Raw genomic sequence first — 16,862 nt, forward strand, 5'->3', positions numbered from 1 at the left:
GGGCGTACGCACCGCCGTTCCCTGTCGACGACGTCAGCCGTCAGTGCCGTCCGTGCCGTCAGCGCCGTCGAGAGAGGCGCGGCTCGCGTTGGACGGCGGCCTGGTCGCCCGCAGGTCGCGGGCCACGTCCTCGGCCGCGCCCAGCACCCGTACCGCGTTCTGCCAGGTGAGCTTGGCGAGGTCGGGGCGCGACCAGCCGCGCTCCAGCAGCTCCGCGATCAGGTTCGGGTAGCCGGAGACGTCGTCGAGGCCGTCCGGGGTGAACGCGGTGCCGTCGTAGTCGCCGCCGATGCCGAGGTGGTCGACGCCTGCCACCTCGCGCATGTGGTCCAGGTGGTCGGCGACCGTGGCGACGGTGGCGACCGGACGCGGGGTGTGCGCCTCGAAGGCGCGGTGCACCGCCATCGCCTCGGGGCTGGTGTCCAGGTGGTGGAAGCCGTGCGCGCGCATGTTCTCGTCGGCGGCGGCCGTCCAGTCCACGGCGGCCTGGAGCACGAACTTCGGCACGAAGGTGACCATCGCCATGCCGCCGTTGGCGGGCAGCCGTTCGAGGACGTCGTCGGGGATGTTGCGCGGGTGGTCGCAGACGGCGCGGGCCGAGGAGTGCGAGAAGATCACCGGCGCGGTGGAGGTGTCCAGCGCGGCCCGCATCGTCGTCGCCGCGACGTGCGAGAGGTCGACGAGCATGCCGAGCCGGTTCATCTCCCTGACCACCTCGCGGCCGAACGCGGAGAGCCCGCCGACCCTCGGCACGTCGGTCGCGGAGTCGGCCCAGGAGACGTTGTCGTTGTGGGTCAGCGTCATGTAGCGCACGCCCAGGCCGTACAGGCCGCGCAGGGTGCCCAGCGACTCGCCGATCGAGTGGCCGCCCTCGGCGCCCATCAGCGAGGCGATCCGGCCCTCGGCGCGGGCCGCCTCCATGTCGGCGGCGGTCAGCGCGGCCCGCAGGTCGGCCGGGTGGCGGTCGATGAGCTGGCGGACGCAGTCGATCTGCTCCAGGGTGGAGGGCACCGCGTCGGGCAGGTCCGAGCGGACGTACACCGACCAGTACTGGGCGCCGACCCCGCCGGCCCGCAGCCGGGGCAGGTCGGTGTGCAGATGGGCGTCCTGGGGGACGGCGATGTCGCGGGCGTCGAGGTCGTAGGCGACCTGTTCGCGCAGCGCCCAGGGCAGGTCGTTGTGGCCGTCGACGACGGGGAACTCGCCGAGGAGTTCGCGGGCGCGCTCCAGCGCGGTCGGCGCCGTCACTTGCGGAACCCGAAGCCGGCGCCGGCGCCCTCGACCTTGGCGCGCAGCCGCTTGCCCTTCTCGGTGGCCTGGTCGTTCAGCTCCTGCTGGAAGTCGCGCATCCGGTGCAGGAGTTCCTCGTCGTGGGTGGCGAGGATGCGGGCGGCCAGCAGGCCCGCGTTGCGGGCGCCGGCCACCGAGACGGTGGCGACCGGGACGCCGGCCGGCATCTGCACGATCGACAGCAGCGAGTCCATGCCGTCCAGGTACTTTAGCGGCACCGGCACCCCGATGACGGGCAGCGGCGTGACGGAGGCGAGCATGCCGGGCAGGTGGGCGGCGCCGCCGGCCCCGGCGATGATCACCTTCAGTCCGCGCTCGGCCGCGTGCTCGCCGTAGCTCACCATCTCGCGCGGCATGCGGTGCGCGGAGACGACGTCGACCTCGTACCCGATCTCGAACTCGTCGAGCGCCTTGGCGGCGGCCTCCATGACGGGCCAGTCGGAGTCCGACCCCATGACGATGCCTACAACAGGGCTCATTCGGTGATCGTGCCTCTCAGGTAGCCGGCGGCGTGACGTGCGCGTTCCAGCACGTCGTCGAGGTCGTCGCCGTAGGTGTTGACGTGGCCCACCTTGCGGCCCGGCTTCACGTCCTTGCCGTACATGTGGATCTTCAGCCTGGGGTCGCGGGCCATGCAGTGCAGGTACGCGGAGTACATGTCCGGGTAGTCCCCGCCGAGGACGTTGACCATGACCGTCCAGGGCGCGCGCGGGCGCGGGTCGCCGAGCGGGAGGTCGAGGACGGCGCGGACGTGGTTGGCGAACTGCGAGGTGATCGCGCCGTCCATGGACCAGTGCCCCGAGTTGTGCGGGCGCATCGCGAGTTCGTTGACGAGGATGCGGCCGTCGCGGGTCTGGAACAGCTCGACGGCGAGATGGCCGACGACGTCCAGTTCCTTCGCGATGGTCAGCGCCAGCTCCTCGGCCGCCAGGGCGAGGGGTTCGTCGAGGCCGGGCGCGGGGGCGATGACGGTGTCGCAGACGCCGTCGACCTGCCGCGACTCGACGACCGGGTAGGCGACGGCCTGGCCGTGCGGGGAGCGCACCACGTTGGCGGCCAGCTCGCGCAGGAAGTCGACCTTCTCCTCGGCGAGGACGGGCACGCCGGCGCGGAACGCCTCGGCTGCCTCCGTCACGTCGTCGACGACCCAGACGCCCTTGCCGTCGTAGCCGCCGCGCACGGTCTTGAGGACGACGGGGAAGCCGCCGGCCGGGCCGCCGCCGGGGGCCGCCGCCAGTTCGGCGGCGAAGGCGGCCACGTCGGCCGGGTCCTTCACGATGCGGTGCCGCGGGCAGGGGACGCCGATCTCCGTGAGCCTCGCGCGCATCACACCCTTGTCCTGGGCGTGCACGAGCGCGTCGGGCCCGGGGCGGACGGGGATGCCGTCCGCCTCCAGGGCCCGCAGATGCTCGGTGGGGACGTGTTCGTGATCGAAGGTGATCACGTCACAGCCCCGCGCGAAGTCACGCAGCGTCTCCAGGTCGCGGTAGTCGCCGATGACGACATCGCTCACGACCTGGGCCGCGGAATCCTGGGGAGTGTCACTGAGGAGCTTGAACCTGATGCCGAGCGGGATGCCCGCCTCGTGTGTCATACGAGCGAGCTGCCCCCCGCCGACCATGCCGACTACCGGGAACGTCACGCTCCTAGGGTATCGGCCGCCCGGGGGCCGACGGTTTCCGGCCGTTCCGGGCCGCTTCCGGCCGGTCCGGCACTGCTCTTACCTGCCCTTTCCTCGCTCCTTGGGACACTCTTCCCAAGCTGTTCCCAAGCTGTGAGCGCGGAGACAGGCGATCCCGGAGGGGGGTGGTTAGCATGGATGGGTTGACGAAACCGACCCGGACGGGGGCCTGCACGACCATGGGACGTGGTTCCTCGGGGTTTCGGAGGCTGCTGCGCGAGGCCGCCAAGTTCGGTGCGGTCGGCGGCGCGGGCCTGCTGGTCAATCTCGTCGTCTTCAACCTGGTCAGGCACCTCTCCGGGATCCCGGTGGTGCGGGCGAGCGTCATCGCGACGATCGTCTCCATCGCCTTCAACTACGTGGGGTTCCGCTACTTCACCTACCGTGACCGCGACAAGGGCGGGCGGACCAAGGAACTCACCCTGTTCCTGCTGTTCAGCGCGGTCGGCCTGGTCATCGAGAACGGCATCCTCTACACCGCGACGTACGGCTTCGGCTGGGACACCCCGTTGCAGAGCAACGTCTTCAAGTTCATCGGCATCGGCATCGCGACGCTGTTCCGGTTCTGGTCGTACCGCTCGTGGGTGTTCCGGGCGCTGCCCGTCCGCGAGCCGGTGACGGCTGCGGGTACGGCGGGCCAGGCGGGCGCGGAATCGTTCCTGGGGCAGCAGAAGCCGCCCGCGCAGCAGGAGAAGCCCAGGCCGGCCGCCCACCGGGTGGGCTGAGCCGCGGCTACCTGACCGTCGTCGGGTCCTCGTCGGACGCCGACGGCGGCCGCTTGATCGGGGTGCGGGACAGGAAGAGGCCGAAGACCGGCGGCTTCGTCTGGAGCATCTCGAGCCGCCCGCCGTCGGCCTCCGCGAGGTCGCGGGCGACGGCCAGGCCGATCCCGGTGGAGTTGCGGCCACTGATCGTGCGCTCGAAGATGCGGGCGCCGAGGTCGGCCGGGACCCCCGGGCCCTCGTCGGTGACCTCGATGACGGCCTGGTTGCCGGTGACCCGGGTGCGCAGCGCGACCGTGCCGCCGCCGTGCATCAGCGAGTTCTCGATCAGCGCGGCCAGCACCTGCGCGACCGCGCCCGGCGTGCCGACCGCCTGGAGGTGCCGCTTGCCCGAGCTGACGATGGCGCGCCCCACCCCCCGGTAGGCGGGCCGCCACTCGGCGAGCTGCTGCTGGATGACCTCGTCCAGGTCGAAGGTGACGGCGGACCCGGTGCCCGGGTCGCGGGCGTTGGTCAGCAGCCGCTCCACCACGTCGGTCAGCCGCTCGACCTGCGTCAGCGCGACGTTCGCCTCCTCCTTCACGGTGTCCGGGTCGTCGGTGAGGGTGATCTCCTCCAGGCGCATCGACAGCGCGGTGAGCGGGGTGCGCAGCTGGTGCGAGGCGTCGGCGGCGAGCCGTCGCTCCGCGGTGAGCATGCGGGCGATCCGCTCGGCTGAGGAGTCCAGGACATCGGCGACCCGGTCGAGCTCGGGGACGCCGTAGCGCTTGTGGCGGGGGCGCGGGTCGCCCGAGCCGAGGCGTTCGGCGGTCTCCGCGAGGTCGGTGAGCGGGGAGGCCAGCCGGTTGGCCTGACGGATCGCCAGCAGCACCGCCGCGACGACGGCGAGCAGCGCGACCAGCGCGATGATCAGCAGGGTGCGGCCGACCTCGCGGGTCACCGAGGAGCGCGGCTCCTCGACGACGACGGTCTCGCCCTCCTCGCCGGTGGCGTGGCCGCGGATCACCTCGCCGTCCGGCTTGGAGCCGACCTCGAAGGCCGGCTCCCCCGGCAGCTTGATGACGGCGTACCGGTCCGGGGTGACCTGGGCGCGCAGTATCTCCGCGTTCACCGCGCCCGCGCCGATCAGCCGGCTGTCGACGATGCTGGCCAGCCGCTGCGCCTCGGAGCTGACCCGCTCCTGGGCGCTGGTGCTGATCGTGCGGGTCTCCACGATGACGAGGGACACGCCGAAGACGGCGATCACCACGAGCACCACGGCGAGCGTGGACTGGATCAGTCGACGGCGCATGACCTCTGTACCTGGGGTGGGGGGCTGCCGGGTGTGCGCGGTCTCGCGGGGGTCAGCTCTTCTCGAAGCGGAAGCCCACGCCGCGCACGGTGGCGATGTAGCGGGGGTTGGCCGCGTCGTCGCCGAGCTTCTTGCGCAGCCAGGAGATGTGCATGTCGAGGGTCTTGGTCGACGACCACCAGGTGGTGTCCCAGACCTCGCGCATCAACTGGTCGCGGGTGACGACCCGGCCCGCGTCCCGCACCAGGACCCGCAGCAGGTCGAACTCCTTGGCGGTGAGCTGGAGTTCCTCCTCGCCCATCCAGGCGCGGTGCGACTCGACGTCGATCCGCACGCCGTGGGTGGCGGGCGGCTGCGCGGGCTCGGCGGCGCCGCGCCGCAGCAGGGCCCGGACCCGGGCCAGCAGTTCGGCCAGCCGGAAGGGCTTGGTGACGTAGTCGTCGGCGCCCGCGTCCAGGCCGACGACGGTGTCCACCTCGTCGGCGCGGGCGGTCAGGATGAGGATGGGGATCGCGTGGCCCTCGGCGCGCAGCCTGCGGGCCACTTCGAGGCCGTCCATGCCGGGCAGCCCGAGGTCCAGTACGACCAGGTCGACACCGCCCTGCATTCCGGCGTCGAGCGCGGTGGGTCCGTCCTCACGCACCTCGACCTCGTAACCTTCCCGGCGCAGGGCGCGGGCCAGCGGCTCCGAGATGGACGCGTCGTCCTCGGCGAGCAGTACACGGGTCATGGGGTGATGGTAGTCCGCCGGTGACACGTGCTGTGGTGTGATCGGCCCCCACGGCTCTTACCTTTGGGCGTACCGCCACGAACCTGTGTCTGTGGGGTGCGATGCGGAGGGGCACCTTGGAAACACGGCGCGCGGTTCCCTCAAAACCTGTGATCCATCTCTCAAGTCCTTCCATATCAGGCAGTGTCCTGCCTTATGGTGAATGAACGCCTGTAGCATCGCGGGGACCTTTGGCGCCTATTGGACGCTGAGGGTCTCTTTTGTGTGCGGGCCGGTGCGCACCGGCCCGCACGGAACGACCTGTGGCCGGGCCCTCCGTGGTGAGGGCGTGGATCCCGGTGGTCGCCGTCCCCCGCTCCGAGACCCGGGGCGGACTCCCCGAGGGCGTGGGGTGGACGGACCCGACCCCGCCGGTGCCGGCCTCCCCCCACCGGGCGCGACCCGCTCACGCGCACGCGTCCCGACCAGCAAGGAACGACCATGGCGTCCAGCCTGACGAAGGACTCGGCGACTCCGGGCACCCCCGGTCCCGAGAAGACCTTCTTCGGCCACCCCCGCGGACTGGCCACCCTCTTCATGACCGAGATGTGGGAGCGCTTCTCCTACTACGGCATGAGGGCCCTGCTCCCGCTGTACCTGGTCGCTCCCGGCGGCCTGCACCTGAGCGCGGCCACCGCGACCGCGATCTACTCGGTGTACCTGTCCCTCGTGTACCTGCTCGCCCTGCCCGGCGGCTGGTTCGCGGACCGCGTCCTCGGCCCGCGCAGGACGGTCGCGGTGGCCGGCGCGGTCATCATGCTCGGCCACCTCACGCTGGCGCTGCCGTACGCGGGCAGCTTCTACGCGGGCCTCGGCCTGGTGGCGATCGGCTCCGGTCTCCTCAAGGCCAACATCTCCACGATGGTCGGCCACCTCTACGACGGTCCCGACGACCCGCGCCGCGACGGCGGCTTCACCGTCTTCTACATCGGCATCAACGTCGGTGCCTTCGTCGCGCCGCTGACGATCGGCACCGTCGGCGAGAACGTCAACTGGCACCTGGGCTTCGCGCTGGCCGCGGTCGGCATGGCGCTGGGGCTGGCCCAGTTCCTGCTGGGCGGCCGCTACCTGAGCCCGCGGTCGGACGTGGTGCCGACCCCGATGAGCCAGGCCGAGAAGGCGTCGACGCTGCGCAAGTCCGCGCTGTGGGCGGCCGTCGCGCTGGTCTTCTACACGGTCGTCGGTGTCTCCGGCCACTACACCCTGAACTGGGTGATGGTCCCGATCACCGTCGCGGGACTGGTGATCCCGGTCGTCGTCCTCGGCCGCATCAAGCGGGACAGGACGCTCGACCGCGCCGAGCGGTCGAAGATGTCGGCGTACATCTGGTTCTTCGTGGCCGCCGCCGTGTTCTGGATGATCTACGACCAGGGCGGCTCGACGCTGTCGATCTTCGCGGACTCCTCGGCGAAGAACTCCGTCCTCGGCTGGGGCTTCCCGGTCTCCTGGTACCAGTCGGTCAACCCGGTCCTGATCATGGCGCTCGCGCCGGTGTTCGCCGCGCTCTGGCTGGCGCTGGCCCGGCGCGGCAAGGAGCCGAGCACGGCGACCAAGTTCGCCTTCGGCCTGATCCTCGTCGGCCTGTCCTTCTTCCTGTTCCTCGCCCCGCTGGCCATCGCCGACGGCGGCCACAAGGCGGCGGCGCTCTGGCTGGTGGCGATCTACTTCGTGCAGACGGTCGGTGAGCTGATGCTCTCCCCGGTCGGCCTGTCGGTCACCACGAAGATGGCGCCCGCCAAGTACGCGTCGCAGATGATGGGCGTCTGGTTCCTCGCGGTCACGGCGGGCGACGCCACGACCGGACTGCTGTCCATCGCGGGCGTCGACCTGAACAAGACGGGCGTGGTCGCCCTCGAAGCGGTGCTCGCGGTCGCGGCGGGGATCGCGGTGTGGATGTACCGCAAGCGCGTGAAGGCGCTGATGGGCGACGTGAACTGACACCGCCCGCGCACCCGCCGCAGGGGTCCGCCCCTCCGCCTCCCGGCCCCTGACCGGCCGGAAAAGGGCGGAGGAACGGACCCCTCCCGTGCTTCCATGAGCGTCATGGTGTCTGCCGACCGCTTGCTCGCCTTCGCGGCGATGTCGTTCCTGCTGATAGTGATCCCCGGCCCCAGCGTGCTGTTCGTGATCGGACGGGCCCTCGCCCAGGGCCGCAGGGCCGCCCTGACCACGGTCGTCGGCAACACGCTCGGCGCCTGCGTCCTCGTCGTCGCGGTCGCCCTCGGCGTCGGGACGATCGTGGAGCGCTCGGTCCTCGTCTTCACCGCGCTGAAGCTCGCCGGGGCCGGCTACCTGGTGTACCTGGGCGTCAGGGCGTGGCGCCGACGGGGCTCGCTGCGGTCCGCGTTCACCACCGAGGCACCCGCCCACGGCGGCCTGCGCACGCTGCTCGAAGGGTTCACCGTGGGCGTGGCCAACCCGAAGACCATCGTGTTCTTCGCGGCGGTGCTGCCCCAGTTCGTCGACCGCGCCCAGGGCCAGGTGGCGGCGCAGATGCTGCTGCTCGGACTGGTCTTCAACCTGATCGCGGTGACCTCCGACACGGCCTGGGGCCTGCTGGCGGCAACAGGCCGCGACTGGTTCGCCCGCTCACCCCGCCGCCTCTCCCTGATCGGCGGAGCGGGCGGCCTGACGATGATCGGCCTGGGGGTGACGGTGGCGGCAACTGGGCGGGGGGATTGAGGGGGGCGGGGTCAGCCGGTGTGGGGTCAGCGGGATCTGCGGCTTGGCATGAAGGTGAAGATCGCTCCTCCCAGCAGGACCGTCGTGCCCGCGACCAGAGCCAGGGCCTTCAGGGGGCCGTGGTCGTTCGCGCCCGTCTCGGCCAGGCCGCCCGAGGTGGACGTCGAGGTGCCGCCCGAGGTCGTTCCGCCGCTGGTGGACGAACCCCCGGAGGCGCCGCTCGCCTGCTCGGTGGTGTCCAGGGTGAGGGAGACCGCCGTCGTGTCCGGTGTGCAGGTCGTCGTCGTTCCCAGCGCCTCGATGGTCAGCACGCCGGGCGAGAGGGTCGACGAGCCGCTGGCGCCCGGCTTGTAGGTGCCGGTCAGGTCCGGGATGCCGATCGGGTCGCCGCTCTTGATCGCGTCGGGGTTGGTCGGGCCCGTCACATGGACCGTCCCCTTGTCGGCGCCGCCCAGGACGACGTCCATCGACGGTTTCACCGAGCCCGCCGGGATGTCGGCCGGGCTGTCCATCACCGACTTCTTGAACTGCACGGTGAGGGCGTAACTCCCGCCGTCCTTCTTGGCGTTGATCTGGATCGGCGACGTGGCCCTCTTCTCCCCGATCGGCGACTGGCAGGTGTACGGGATCTGCACCTCCTTGCCGGTGAAGTCCGTCTGGCCGCCCGTTCCCGAGCCGCCGCTGTCGTCACCGGTCGCGGTCGGCGACGGCGTGGACGTCGGCGTGGGGGTCGCGCTGTCCGTGGGGGTCGGGGTGGAGCCGCCGGTGCCCGTCGTCACCTCGATCGTCGCCGCCTTCGGCACCGTCTCCGTCGGCGCGCACGCGGTGTCCGTGGAGAACGCGTTCACCGTGTACGCGTCCGGCGTGAGCGTGACCTCGCCCGCCGTCGTCAGCTTCAGCGTCCCCTTCATGTCCGACAGCACCATCGTCGCGCCCTTGGGGATCGCCGGGTTCTTCCGGGTGCCCTGCATGGCGACGGACGCGGTCTGCGCGCCCGTCGCCTTGAGGGTGCCTGACGGCTGCACGGAGTCCGCGGGCAGGTCGACGATGTCCGGGTTCTCCGACGCGGCCTGCATGAACTTCCAGACGACGTCGACGGTGTCACCGACCTTCGCGGTGGCCGGGGCGGTGATCTCGACCTTCGTGGTGCCGTCGACCGGGTCGATGCCCGCGGGCGGCACGCAGTGCGTGGCGTACGACACCTCCGCCGCCTGCGCGGGCCCTGCGGCCAGCCCCAGCGCGGTGCCCGCCGCGCAGAGGACCAGGGCCGCCCCGGCCGCGCCGAGCCGCCCTCCGCCGCCCGGTGTGACTCTCCTTCGCTCGCTCACGTGGGTCCCTTCCTGGTGGGAGTCGTCCACCCCGCCGAATCCGGTGGGGGCGGAGAACTCGTCGGGCTGTCGTCGTGCGGTGCGGAGAGCCGTCCGTCCTGGCCAGGCCCGGTCTCCGGGGTGAACCACGGCAGGGCCGGGGCCGAGGACGGGGTCATGGGCGGGGGCGGGGGCGTCGTGGGGGTGGTGCTTCCGCGGGTCAAGTGACGCAGGCGCGACGCCAGTTGCGGTGCGCGCCAGGGTCCGGTGCCGTGCCTGCGGCCTCCCGACCTCCCGGAGCCTCCCGTCCGGCCGCGACCCCCCGTCCTCCCGCGGCCTTTCGTCCGGCCGGGGCGGAGGCGGTCCACCGCCGCCATCCCGAGCCGGAACACCGCCGTCGGCACCACCACGCACAGCAGCACCCAGAACACCGTCACGCCCCACGGCCGGCCCACGCCCCACGGCTGCTCGGCCAGGACCTTGCCGTCGTACTTCAGGGAGACCGTGTAGTCGCCGTGGGCGCCCGCCGACAGTTCCAGCGGCAGCGCCACCCGCGCCTTGTCGCCGGGTGCGAGGGTGCCGCGCCACTGCTGCTCGTCCCACTGCGGGGCGAACACCCCGTGCGCGGTGCCGACGTGGAAGACCGGGTCCTTGACGGCTGACGTGCCGAGGTTGCCGACCGTGAGGACCAGGGTGCGGGCGGGCGGCGCCCCGAACCAGGTGAGCAGGCCGCTGGAGCCGTCGAGCCTGAGGTCGGTGAGGATCGCGAGCCGGCCGCCCGCCGGTTCCGCGGGCAGCGGCCTGACCGGGTGCCCCGCGACCTGGAACGCGGCGTCGGCCTGCGCCTTGTCGCCGGTCACGGTGGCCACATGCACCACGCACGGGCACGGCACCGGCGGTTCGGCGACCGGCAGCTTCCGGCTGAACCGGCCCGCCGGGTCCGTGGTGACGGCCCGACCGTCCGCGTTGGCACAGGAGTTGGTGCCGCCGACGACGCCCGCGGCCGGGGTGCCCTGCCCGCAGACCAGCACCATGAGGAGCGTGCGCGCCCGCCAGCCCGTGCCGGTGACGGTGACCGAACCACCCACGCCCGCCTGCGCCGTGGACAGTTTCACGGACGGCCCCCCGGCCGCCGACGCGGTCCCCGCCGACGGCGCGAGCAGCAGCGCGCACACCGTCGCCAGCGCCGCGATCCGCGCTCTGCCCCTCACGTCGGCGCTCCCGTCGTCGTCCCGGCTTCCGACAGCGGGCGTATTCGGTTGCCGGGTACGGCGGTTGGGGCGTCCGGGGCGGAGCACTTGCGGCTCGGGCGTCCGCGCCGACGGCGCACGGCGGCCCAGGTGACGCCCGCCGCCGTCGCCAGCACCGCGCCCCCGCAGCCGGCGACCGCCGCCCACGGCACGAAGCGCGCGGAGGCGCCGGCCGTGGCCCGGGTGCCGTCGGGCGCGGTCACGGTGAGCCGTACGTCGACCGCGTCCAGGGCCGGACGGTCGGGCCACGGCTCGGCGAGGCTCGTGCGGGTGCCCGGCGCGAGGCGGACCGGCAGGGTGCGCGGGGCGCGGTCGAGGACCGGTCCGAGGACGCCGTCCGCGCGCACGGCGAGCCGCGGACTCAGCGTCGTCGTCCCCCGGTTGACGATGTCGTAGGTGATGCGGTCGGCGCGCACGACGACCCGCTCGACGGTCAGCGCGGAGAGCGCCGGGACGCCCGCCCGCAGCCGCAGCGGCACCGACCGGGTGCGGCCCACCGCGTCACGGGCGGTGATCGTGCCCGTCCGGTCCCCCGACACCCGTACCGTGAACGGCACTTCGGCCCGGCTGCGGGCCGGTACCAGGACCCGGGGGTCGGCGAAGGCGGCCAGGACGCCATCGGCCGCGAGGCTCACCGTGACGGGGTGGCCGCCGCCGTTGGTCACGGACACCCTGTCCCGCACGACCGTGCCGGGTGCGCCCTCGGCGTAGAAGGACGGCCGTCCGCCGCCCGCGGGCGCGAGCGACCAGCCGGTGTCGGCCGCCGCGGCGCGCGGGACGGCCACCGCGCGGGCCGGCAGCAGGGTCAGCGGCAGGAGCAGGGACAGGACCAGGACGCGGGTGACGTCCGGTCGGGGAGGCGTGGGGCGCATGGGCGGCTCCTGCGGTCGTCCGGGGCGTGGTCAGCGACGCGCCTGGCCCGCCCGGCCGCGCCGGGTCAGCCACAGGGTGCCGGCCGCGCCGGTGAGCAGCACGGTGGCGCCGAGGGTGCCGAGGGCGATCGCCGAGTCGGCCGGGCCGGTCTGCGGGAGCGTGCCGCCGCCGGAGCCCGAGCCGGCGGAACCCGTCGAGCCCGTCGAACCGGTCGAGCCCGTCGAACTGCCGCCTAACGAACCGGAGTCGGAGGCGCCGCCCGCCGCCGTGACGTCGAGGGTGAGCGCGGGACCCGGGGTGTTCGACGGGGTGCAGGTCGTGGTGGTGCCCAGGGCCTTGATGGTGAGGACGCCCGGCGTGAAGGTGACCTTGCCGGTCTTCTTCGGGGTGTAGGTACCCGTCAAGTCACTGATCTTGATGGGGGTGTTGGCGGGGATCGCGGCCTGGTTGGCGGGGCCGGAGACCGCGAGGGTGCCGCTGTCCGCGCCGCCCAGCACGATGGTCGCGCTCGGGCTCATCGCGCCCTTGCCCAGTTCGACCGGGCTGGAGGAGACGCCCTTCTGCCAGGACATGGTGACCCGGTAGCCGGCGCCGCTCTTGACGCCCTTGATGTCGATGGGCGAGACGGCGCTCTTGTCGCCGATCGGCGTCTTGCACTGGTAGTTGACGTCGACGACCGAGGCGTGGGCCACCGGGGCGGACATCAGCACCGCCGAGCCGGCCAGGGCCGCGACGGACGCGAGCGCGGCGGTTCGTTTCTGGTACGACACGGTCCACCCTCATTCCTGACGGCACATCAGATCGGCCGTCAAGGTACGCCCGGGGTCGAGAGGAGGGAAGACACGGCGCGGCCCCGAGTTGTGGGGATCGGGCGCACGGAAAAGGCCCGCGAGCCGCTTCGGGACTCGCGAGCCGTCTTCACACGGCGGGGCGCCGCCGGGTCACCAGCGGTCGAGCGCCGCCGGGTCACCGCCGGTCGAACGCCACCGGGTCACCGCCGGTCGGGCGCACCCGGTCACCAGCGGTCGGGCGGCACCGTTCGCTGGGGTCTCACCAGCGGTCCGGGCGGCACCGTCCGTCCGGGCCTCACCACCGGTCGGGCGGCACCGTTCGCACGGGTCTCACCAGCGGTCCGGGCGGCACTGTCCGTTCGGACCTCACCCCTCCGGTTTCACCTCTCGGCGTCGCCGTCTCAGCGTCGCCGTCGCCGTCTCGGCGCCGCCGTCTCGGCGCCGCCGCTCGGGCGTTACGCCGGTGCGCCCAGTTCCGCCCAGACCGTCTTGCCCGTGCCGCCCGTCGTGCGGACGACTCCCCAGTCGAGGCAGAGCCGCTGCACGATGAACATGCCGTGGCCGCCGGGGCGGCCCGAGCGGTGCGGGGTGCGCGGGGCGGGCTGGCCCGCGCCGCGGTCCGACACCTCGACCCGGATCACCTTCTTGTCGCAGCCGATCCGCAGCTCGTCGGGGCCCTCGGCGTGCAGGCAGGCGTTGGTGACCAGTTCGGAGACGACGAGCAGCACGTCCTCCGCCGCGGCCCTCCGGTCGGCCGTGGCGGCGGGCAGCCAGCCCCACGCGTACAACGCCTGGCGCGCGAAGTCGCGAGCGAGCGGGACGACCCCGCTCTGGCCCTCGAAGCTCAGCCTGCGGACCTGCCGGTCCACTGTGGTCGCCGACGACGCGGGCACGTCCCCCTCGGACGCACCGTTTCCGGACGCGCCCCCCTCGGACGCACCGGAAGCGCCACCGGGCTCCGGGCCGCGGTCGCCCGGCGAGCAAGGCCGGGTGGTGCTCATCAGCGCTTCACCTCACCGATTCACCAGTTCACGTTTCAGAAGTCGGCACGCGACTCGACGGCTGTTCCGCCGGCCGCCCGCCGACCATGTTCAGGATGTCTCCTGCCCGACCGGACCGGCGGAACACCCCCTGTTTCGACACCGAGGGCTTGGCGCCCGGAAAGTGCCGGTCAAAAAGGGGTCGCCGGGGCGGGCCCTGCGGCCGGTCAGCCGGCCTCGCCGGTGCCGTCCTTCCCCCCGTCGGTCTCTCCCGCCAGGGCGTCGTCGAGCGTGGCGTGCACGGTGAAGACCGCGTCCGCCCCGGTGATCTCGAAGACCCGGGCCACCACGGGCAGCATGCCCGCGAGGTGGACCCCGCCCCCGGCGGCCTCGGCCTTCAGCCGGGCACCGAGCAGTACGTTGAGGCCGGTGGAGTCACAGAACTCCAGCCGTGCGCAGTCCACCACCAACCGGCTGAAGCCCTTGGCGAGGCACTCCTCGAGCGGCTCGCGCAACAGATCGGCGGTGTGGTGATCCAGCTCACCCGCCGGTGTCACGACAGCGCTCGAGCCCACTTCGCGCACCTCAACCAGAAGCCGGCCAGACTGTGTGCTGCCGACCGTCCCGCGGTCCATGCCGTCTCTCTCTCCCGACGTCGTGCCTGCTGACTGACGCGTCCGAACACTACGCCTTCCTCACACTCTCCGACACCCGAACAACCGCCATCAAACGGACATATGCCCAGGTAACGCACTTGCGGCGGGTACAGGAAAACGGGTAGGGCTAGTAAAGGAACGCAACCGACACGGCCGGCTTTGGAGGCGCCGCACACCGCAGTGCACGTATTTGGCTTCGGCAGCCATATGCCGAGAACGATGGAGGACATCATGTCACCCCGGCTCGACGCGTCGCATACCCAGCAGGCGACGTCGACATCCCTTCCGGAACATCTGGATCCCATCGACGGTGACGCGGACGCCGCAGCCGGCCCCGCAGGACTCGACGGACTTCCGGAGATCCCGCCGTACGACGAGGTGGGACCGGTCGACGCGCGCGCCCTGTCCAAGACCCTCTTCGAGCGGCTCGAATCCCTCGAAGAAGGCACGCACGACTACTCGTACGTCCGTAACACCCTCGTCGAGCTGAACCTCGCGCTGGTCAAGTTCGCCGCCTCCCGCTTCCGCTCGCGCAGCGAGCCCATGGAGGACATCGTCCAGGTCGGCACGATCGGTCTGATCAAGGCGATCGACCGGTTCGAGCTGTCCCGCGGGGTCGAGTTCCCGACCTTCGCGATGCCAACCATCATCGGCGAGATCAAACGATTCTTCCGTGACACCTCGTGGTCCGTGCGCGTCCCGCGCAGGCTCCAGGAGCTCCGCCTCGACCTGGCGAAGGCCGGCGACGAACTGGCGCAGAAGCTGGACCGCGCGCCGACGGTGGCCGAACTGGCCGAGCGTCTGGGCATCGCCGCCGAAGAGGTCGTCGAGGGCATGGCGGCGTCCAACGCCTACACCGCCTCCTCGCTGGACGCGCAGCCCGCCGAGGACGACTCCGAGGGCACCCTCGCGGACCGGATCGGCTACGAGGACAACGGGCTCGAAGGCATCGAGTACGTCGAGTCGTTGAAGCCGATGATCGCCGAACTGCCGTCCCGGGACCGGAAGATCCTGTCGCTGCGGTTCGTCGCCGGGATGACCCAGTCCGAGATCGGCGAGGAACTGGGCATCTCCCAGATGCATGTGTCCCGGCTGCTGTCGCGCACGCTGGTGCGGCTGCGCAGGGGGCTGACCGTCGAGGAGTGAGCGCGTGAGCGCCACGGGATGACCACGCCGGAGTGAGCGCGTGGCGCGGGGTGCCGCAGGGCACACCGCGCCTTGTCGTGTCCGGAGGGTCCCTGCGGAGGCCGCCCGGCTACCGGCGTCCGCCACTCAACGCCTGGCTACCGGCGCCCGCCCCCGACCACCCGGGCTACCCGGGCTACCGGCGTCCGCCGCCCGGCTACCTGCGCTCGCCGCGCTTCCACACCTCCGTGACCAGGGGCACGCCCGGCCGGTAGGACAGATGGACGTGGCTGGGGGCGTCCAGGACGACGAGGTCCGCGAGGGCGCCGGGGGCGAGACGGCCGATGTCGTCCCGGCGCAGGGCGCGCGCGCCGCCCGCCGTCGCCGCCCACACCGCCTCGTCCGGGGTCATCCCCATGTCCCGCACGGCGAGCGCCACGCAGAACGGCACCGACGAGGTGAACGACGAGCCCGGGTTGCAGTCGGTGGAGAGCGCGACCGTGACGCCCGCGTCCAGCAGTCTGCGGGCGTCGGGCCAGGGCGCGCGGGTGGAGAACTCGGCGCCCGGCAGCAGCGTGGCGACGGTGTCGCTGTGCGCGAGGGCGTCGACGTCCGCGTCGGTGAGGTGGGTGCAGTGGTCGGCGCTGGCCGCGTCGAGTTCGACGGCGAGCTGCACGCCCGGCCCGTGGGAGAGCTGGTTGGCGTGCACGCGCGGGTGCAGCCCCTTCGCCTTCCCCGCCGTGAGGATCGCGCGGGCCTGGTCGCCGTCGAAGGCGCCCCGCTCGCAGAAGACGTCGATCCAGCGCGCGTACGGCGCGCAGGCGTCGAGCATCTCGCCGGTGACGAGCGCGACGTAGGCGGCCGGGTCGTCGGCGAGTTCGGGGGCGACGATGTGGGCGCCGAGGTAGGTGACCTCGTCGGTGTGGGCGGCCGCGACGCGTAGGGCGCGGGCCTCGTCGTGGACGGTGAGACCGTAGCCGGACTTGGTCTCGAAGGTCGTCGTGCCCTGGCGCAGGGCCTCGGCGAGGTGGCGGGTGAGGGTGCGTTCGAGGTCGGCGTCGCTCGCGGCGCGGGTGGCGGCGACGGTGGTGCGGATGCCGCCCGCGCTGTAGGCCCGGCCCGACATGCGGGCGTTGAACTCCTGGGTGCGGTCGCCCGCGAACAGCAGGTGCGAGTGCGAGTCGACGAACCCCGGCAGGACCGCCCGGCCCTCGGCGTCGACCCGGTTGTCAGTGGCGGGTGCTTTGCTTGACTCACCGGTCCAGACGACGTGTTCGCCGTCGATGACGAGCGCGGCGTCCTGGATCAGACCGAGAGGGGATCCGTCACCGAGGGAGGGGTCGTTGGTGACCAGTGCGGCGATGTTGGTGATGGCGGTGCTGCTCATGGTGTCCTCGTGGCTGGCCGGGGGCGGGGAGGTGCCGGCGCGGGCGCTCGCGCGGGCC

At 72.4% G+C, this 16,862-nt stretch carries 16 protein-coding genes; 4 read left to right on the forward strand and 12 right to left on the reverse strand.

Annotation, left to right across the window (positions count from 1 at the left end; translation table 11 throughout):
• Window positions 1–33: 33 nt before the first annotated feature.
• The 3 genes from DDJ31_RS15795 to DDJ31_RS15805 are packed head-to-tail and all read right to left on the reverse strand — an operon-like array spanning window position 34 to window position 2,932.
• On the reverse strand, window positions 34–1,248 hold the full coding sequence (locus DDJ31_RS15795) for a dipeptidase (protein WP_127179650.1): 1,215 nt from the start codon (window positions 1,246–1,248) through the stop codon (window positions 34–36).
• Entirely contained in the window at window positions 1,245–1,769 is a 525-nt protein-coding gene (purE, locus tag DDJ31_RS15800; RefSeq protein ID WP_127179649.1) for a 5-(carboxyamino)imidazole ribonucleotide mutase, read from the reverse strand. The genes DDJ31_RS15795 and purE overlap by 4 nt, the downstream gene beginning before the upstream one ends.
• The gene (locus DDJ31_RS15805) at window positions 1,766–2,932 is read right to left on the reverse strand and encodes a 5-(carboxyamino)imidazole ribonucleotide synthase (protein ID WP_127179648.1); all 1,167 of its coding nucleotides are present in this window, start codon (window positions 2,930–2,932) and stop codon (window positions 1,766–1,768) included. The genes purE and DDJ31_RS15805 overlap by 4 nt, the downstream gene beginning before the upstream one ends.
• Before the next feature lie 218 nt (window positions 2,933–3,150).
• Between DDJ31_RS15805 and DDJ31_RS15810 the strand changes: the two genes are divergently transcribed.
• Window positions 3,151–3,696, forward strand: a complete 546-nt coding sequence (locus tag DDJ31_RS15810) for a GtrA family protein (protein WP_127182769.1) — start codon at window positions 3,151–3,153, stop codon at window positions 3,694–3,696.
• Between the two features lie 7 nt (window positions 3,697–3,703).
• On the opposite strand, the gene DDJ31_RS15815 is transcribed toward DDJ31_RS15810, so the two are convergent.
• Window positions 3,704–4,984 (reverse strand): ATP-binding protein, encoded by a 1,281-nt coding sequence (locus tag DDJ31_RS15815; RefSeq protein ID WP_127179647.1) that lies wholly within the window; start codon window positions 4,982–4,984, stop codon window positions 3,704–3,706.
• 52 nt (window positions 4,985–5,036) lie between these two features.
• A complete protein-coding gene (locus tag DDJ31_RS15820) occupies window positions 5,037–5,714 on the reverse strand; it encodes a response regulator transcription factor (RefSeq protein ID WP_127179646.1) in 678 nt (225 codons plus the stop codon).
• A 480-nt stretch (window positions 5,715–6,194) separates the two neighbouring features.
• Between DDJ31_RS15820 and DDJ31_RS15825 the strand changes: the two genes are divergently transcribed.
• Both DDJ31_RS15825 and DDJ31_RS15830 read left to right on the forward strand, forming a co-directional pair.
• Window positions 6,195–7,691 (forward strand): oligopeptide:H+ symporter, encoded by a 1,497-nt coding sequence (locus DDJ31_RS15825; protein WP_127179645.1) that lies wholly within the window; start codon window positions 6,195–6,197, stop codon window positions 7,689–7,691.
• Between the two features lie 105 nt (window positions 7,692–7,796).
• Entirely contained in the window at window positions 7,797–8,435 is a 639-nt protein-coding gene (locus DDJ31_RS15830) for a LysE family translocator (protein WP_127179644.1), read from the forward strand.
• A gap of 26 nt (window positions 8,436–8,461) precedes the next feature.
• Here DDJ31_RS15830 and DDJ31_RS15835 read toward each other — a convergent pair whose 3' ends face one another.
• From DDJ31_RS15835 to DDJ31_RS15860, 6 genes are all read right to left on the reverse strand, one after another.
• Entirely contained in the window at window positions 8,462–9,763 is a 1,302-nt protein-coding gene (locus tag DDJ31_RS15835; protein WP_127179643.1) for a hypothetical protein, read from the reverse strand.
• A complete protein-coding gene (locus DDJ31_RS15840) occupies window positions 9,760–10,953 on the reverse strand; it encodes a hypothetical protein (RefSeq protein WP_127179642.1) in 1,194 nt (397 codons plus the stop codon). Before DDJ31_RS15840 ends, DDJ31_RS15835 begins: the two co-directional genes overlap by 4 nt.
• Window positions 10,950–11,864 carry a hypothetical protein gene (locus tag DDJ31_RS15845; RefSeq protein ID WP_206280687.1) on the reverse strand — a complete coding sequence of 305 codons (915 nt, stop codon included), beginning with the start codon at window positions 11,862–11,864 and terminating at the stop codon, window positions 10,950–10,952. Before DDJ31_RS15845 ends, DDJ31_RS15840 begins: the two co-directional genes overlap by 4 nt.
• Before the next feature lie 30 nt (window positions 11,865–11,894).
• A complete protein-coding gene (locus DDJ31_RS15850; RefSeq protein WP_127179641.1) occupies window positions 11,895–12,635 on the reverse strand; it encodes an LPXTG cell wall anchor domain-containing protein in 741 nt (246 codons plus the stop codon).
• A gap of 476 nt (window positions 12,636–13,111) precedes the next feature.
• The gene (locus DDJ31_RS15855) at window positions 13,112–13,657 is read right to left on the reverse strand and encodes an ATP-binding protein (RefSeq protein ID WP_127179640.1); all 546 of its coding nucleotides are present in this window, start codon (window positions 13,655–13,657) and stop codon (window positions 13,112–13,114) included.
• A 206-nt stretch (window positions 13,658–13,863) separates the two neighbouring features.
• Complete coding sequence (locus DDJ31_RS15860) at window positions 13,864–14,271, reverse strand: STAS domain-containing protein (protein WP_127179639.1); 408 nt, start codon at window positions 14,269–14,271, stop codon at window positions 13,864–13,866.
• Between the two features lie 240 nt (window positions 14,272–14,511).
• Between DDJ31_RS15860 and DDJ31_RS15865 the strand changes: the two genes are divergently transcribed.
• Entirely contained in the window at window positions 14,512–15,438 is a 927-nt protein-coding gene (locus DDJ31_RS15865) for an RNA polymerase sigma factor SigF (protein WP_164784957.1), read from the forward strand.
• A gap of 196 nt (window positions 15,439–15,634) precedes the next feature.
• Here DDJ31_RS15865 and hutI read toward each other — a convergent pair whose 3' ends face one another.
• Window positions 15,635–16,804, reverse strand: coding sequence for an imidazolonepropionase (gene hutI, locus DDJ31_RS15870; RefSeq protein WP_127179637.1), 1,170 nt, complete (start codon window positions 16,802–16,804; stop codon window positions 15,635–15,637).
• Window positions 16,805–16,862 lie beyond the last annotated feature (58 nt).

This window comes from Streptomyces griseoviridis, from assembly GCF_005222485.1.
In the GTDB taxonomy this organism is placed as follows: Bacteria; Actinomycetota; Actinomycetes; order Streptomycetales; family Streptomycetaceae; genus Streptomyces; species Streptomyces hintoniae.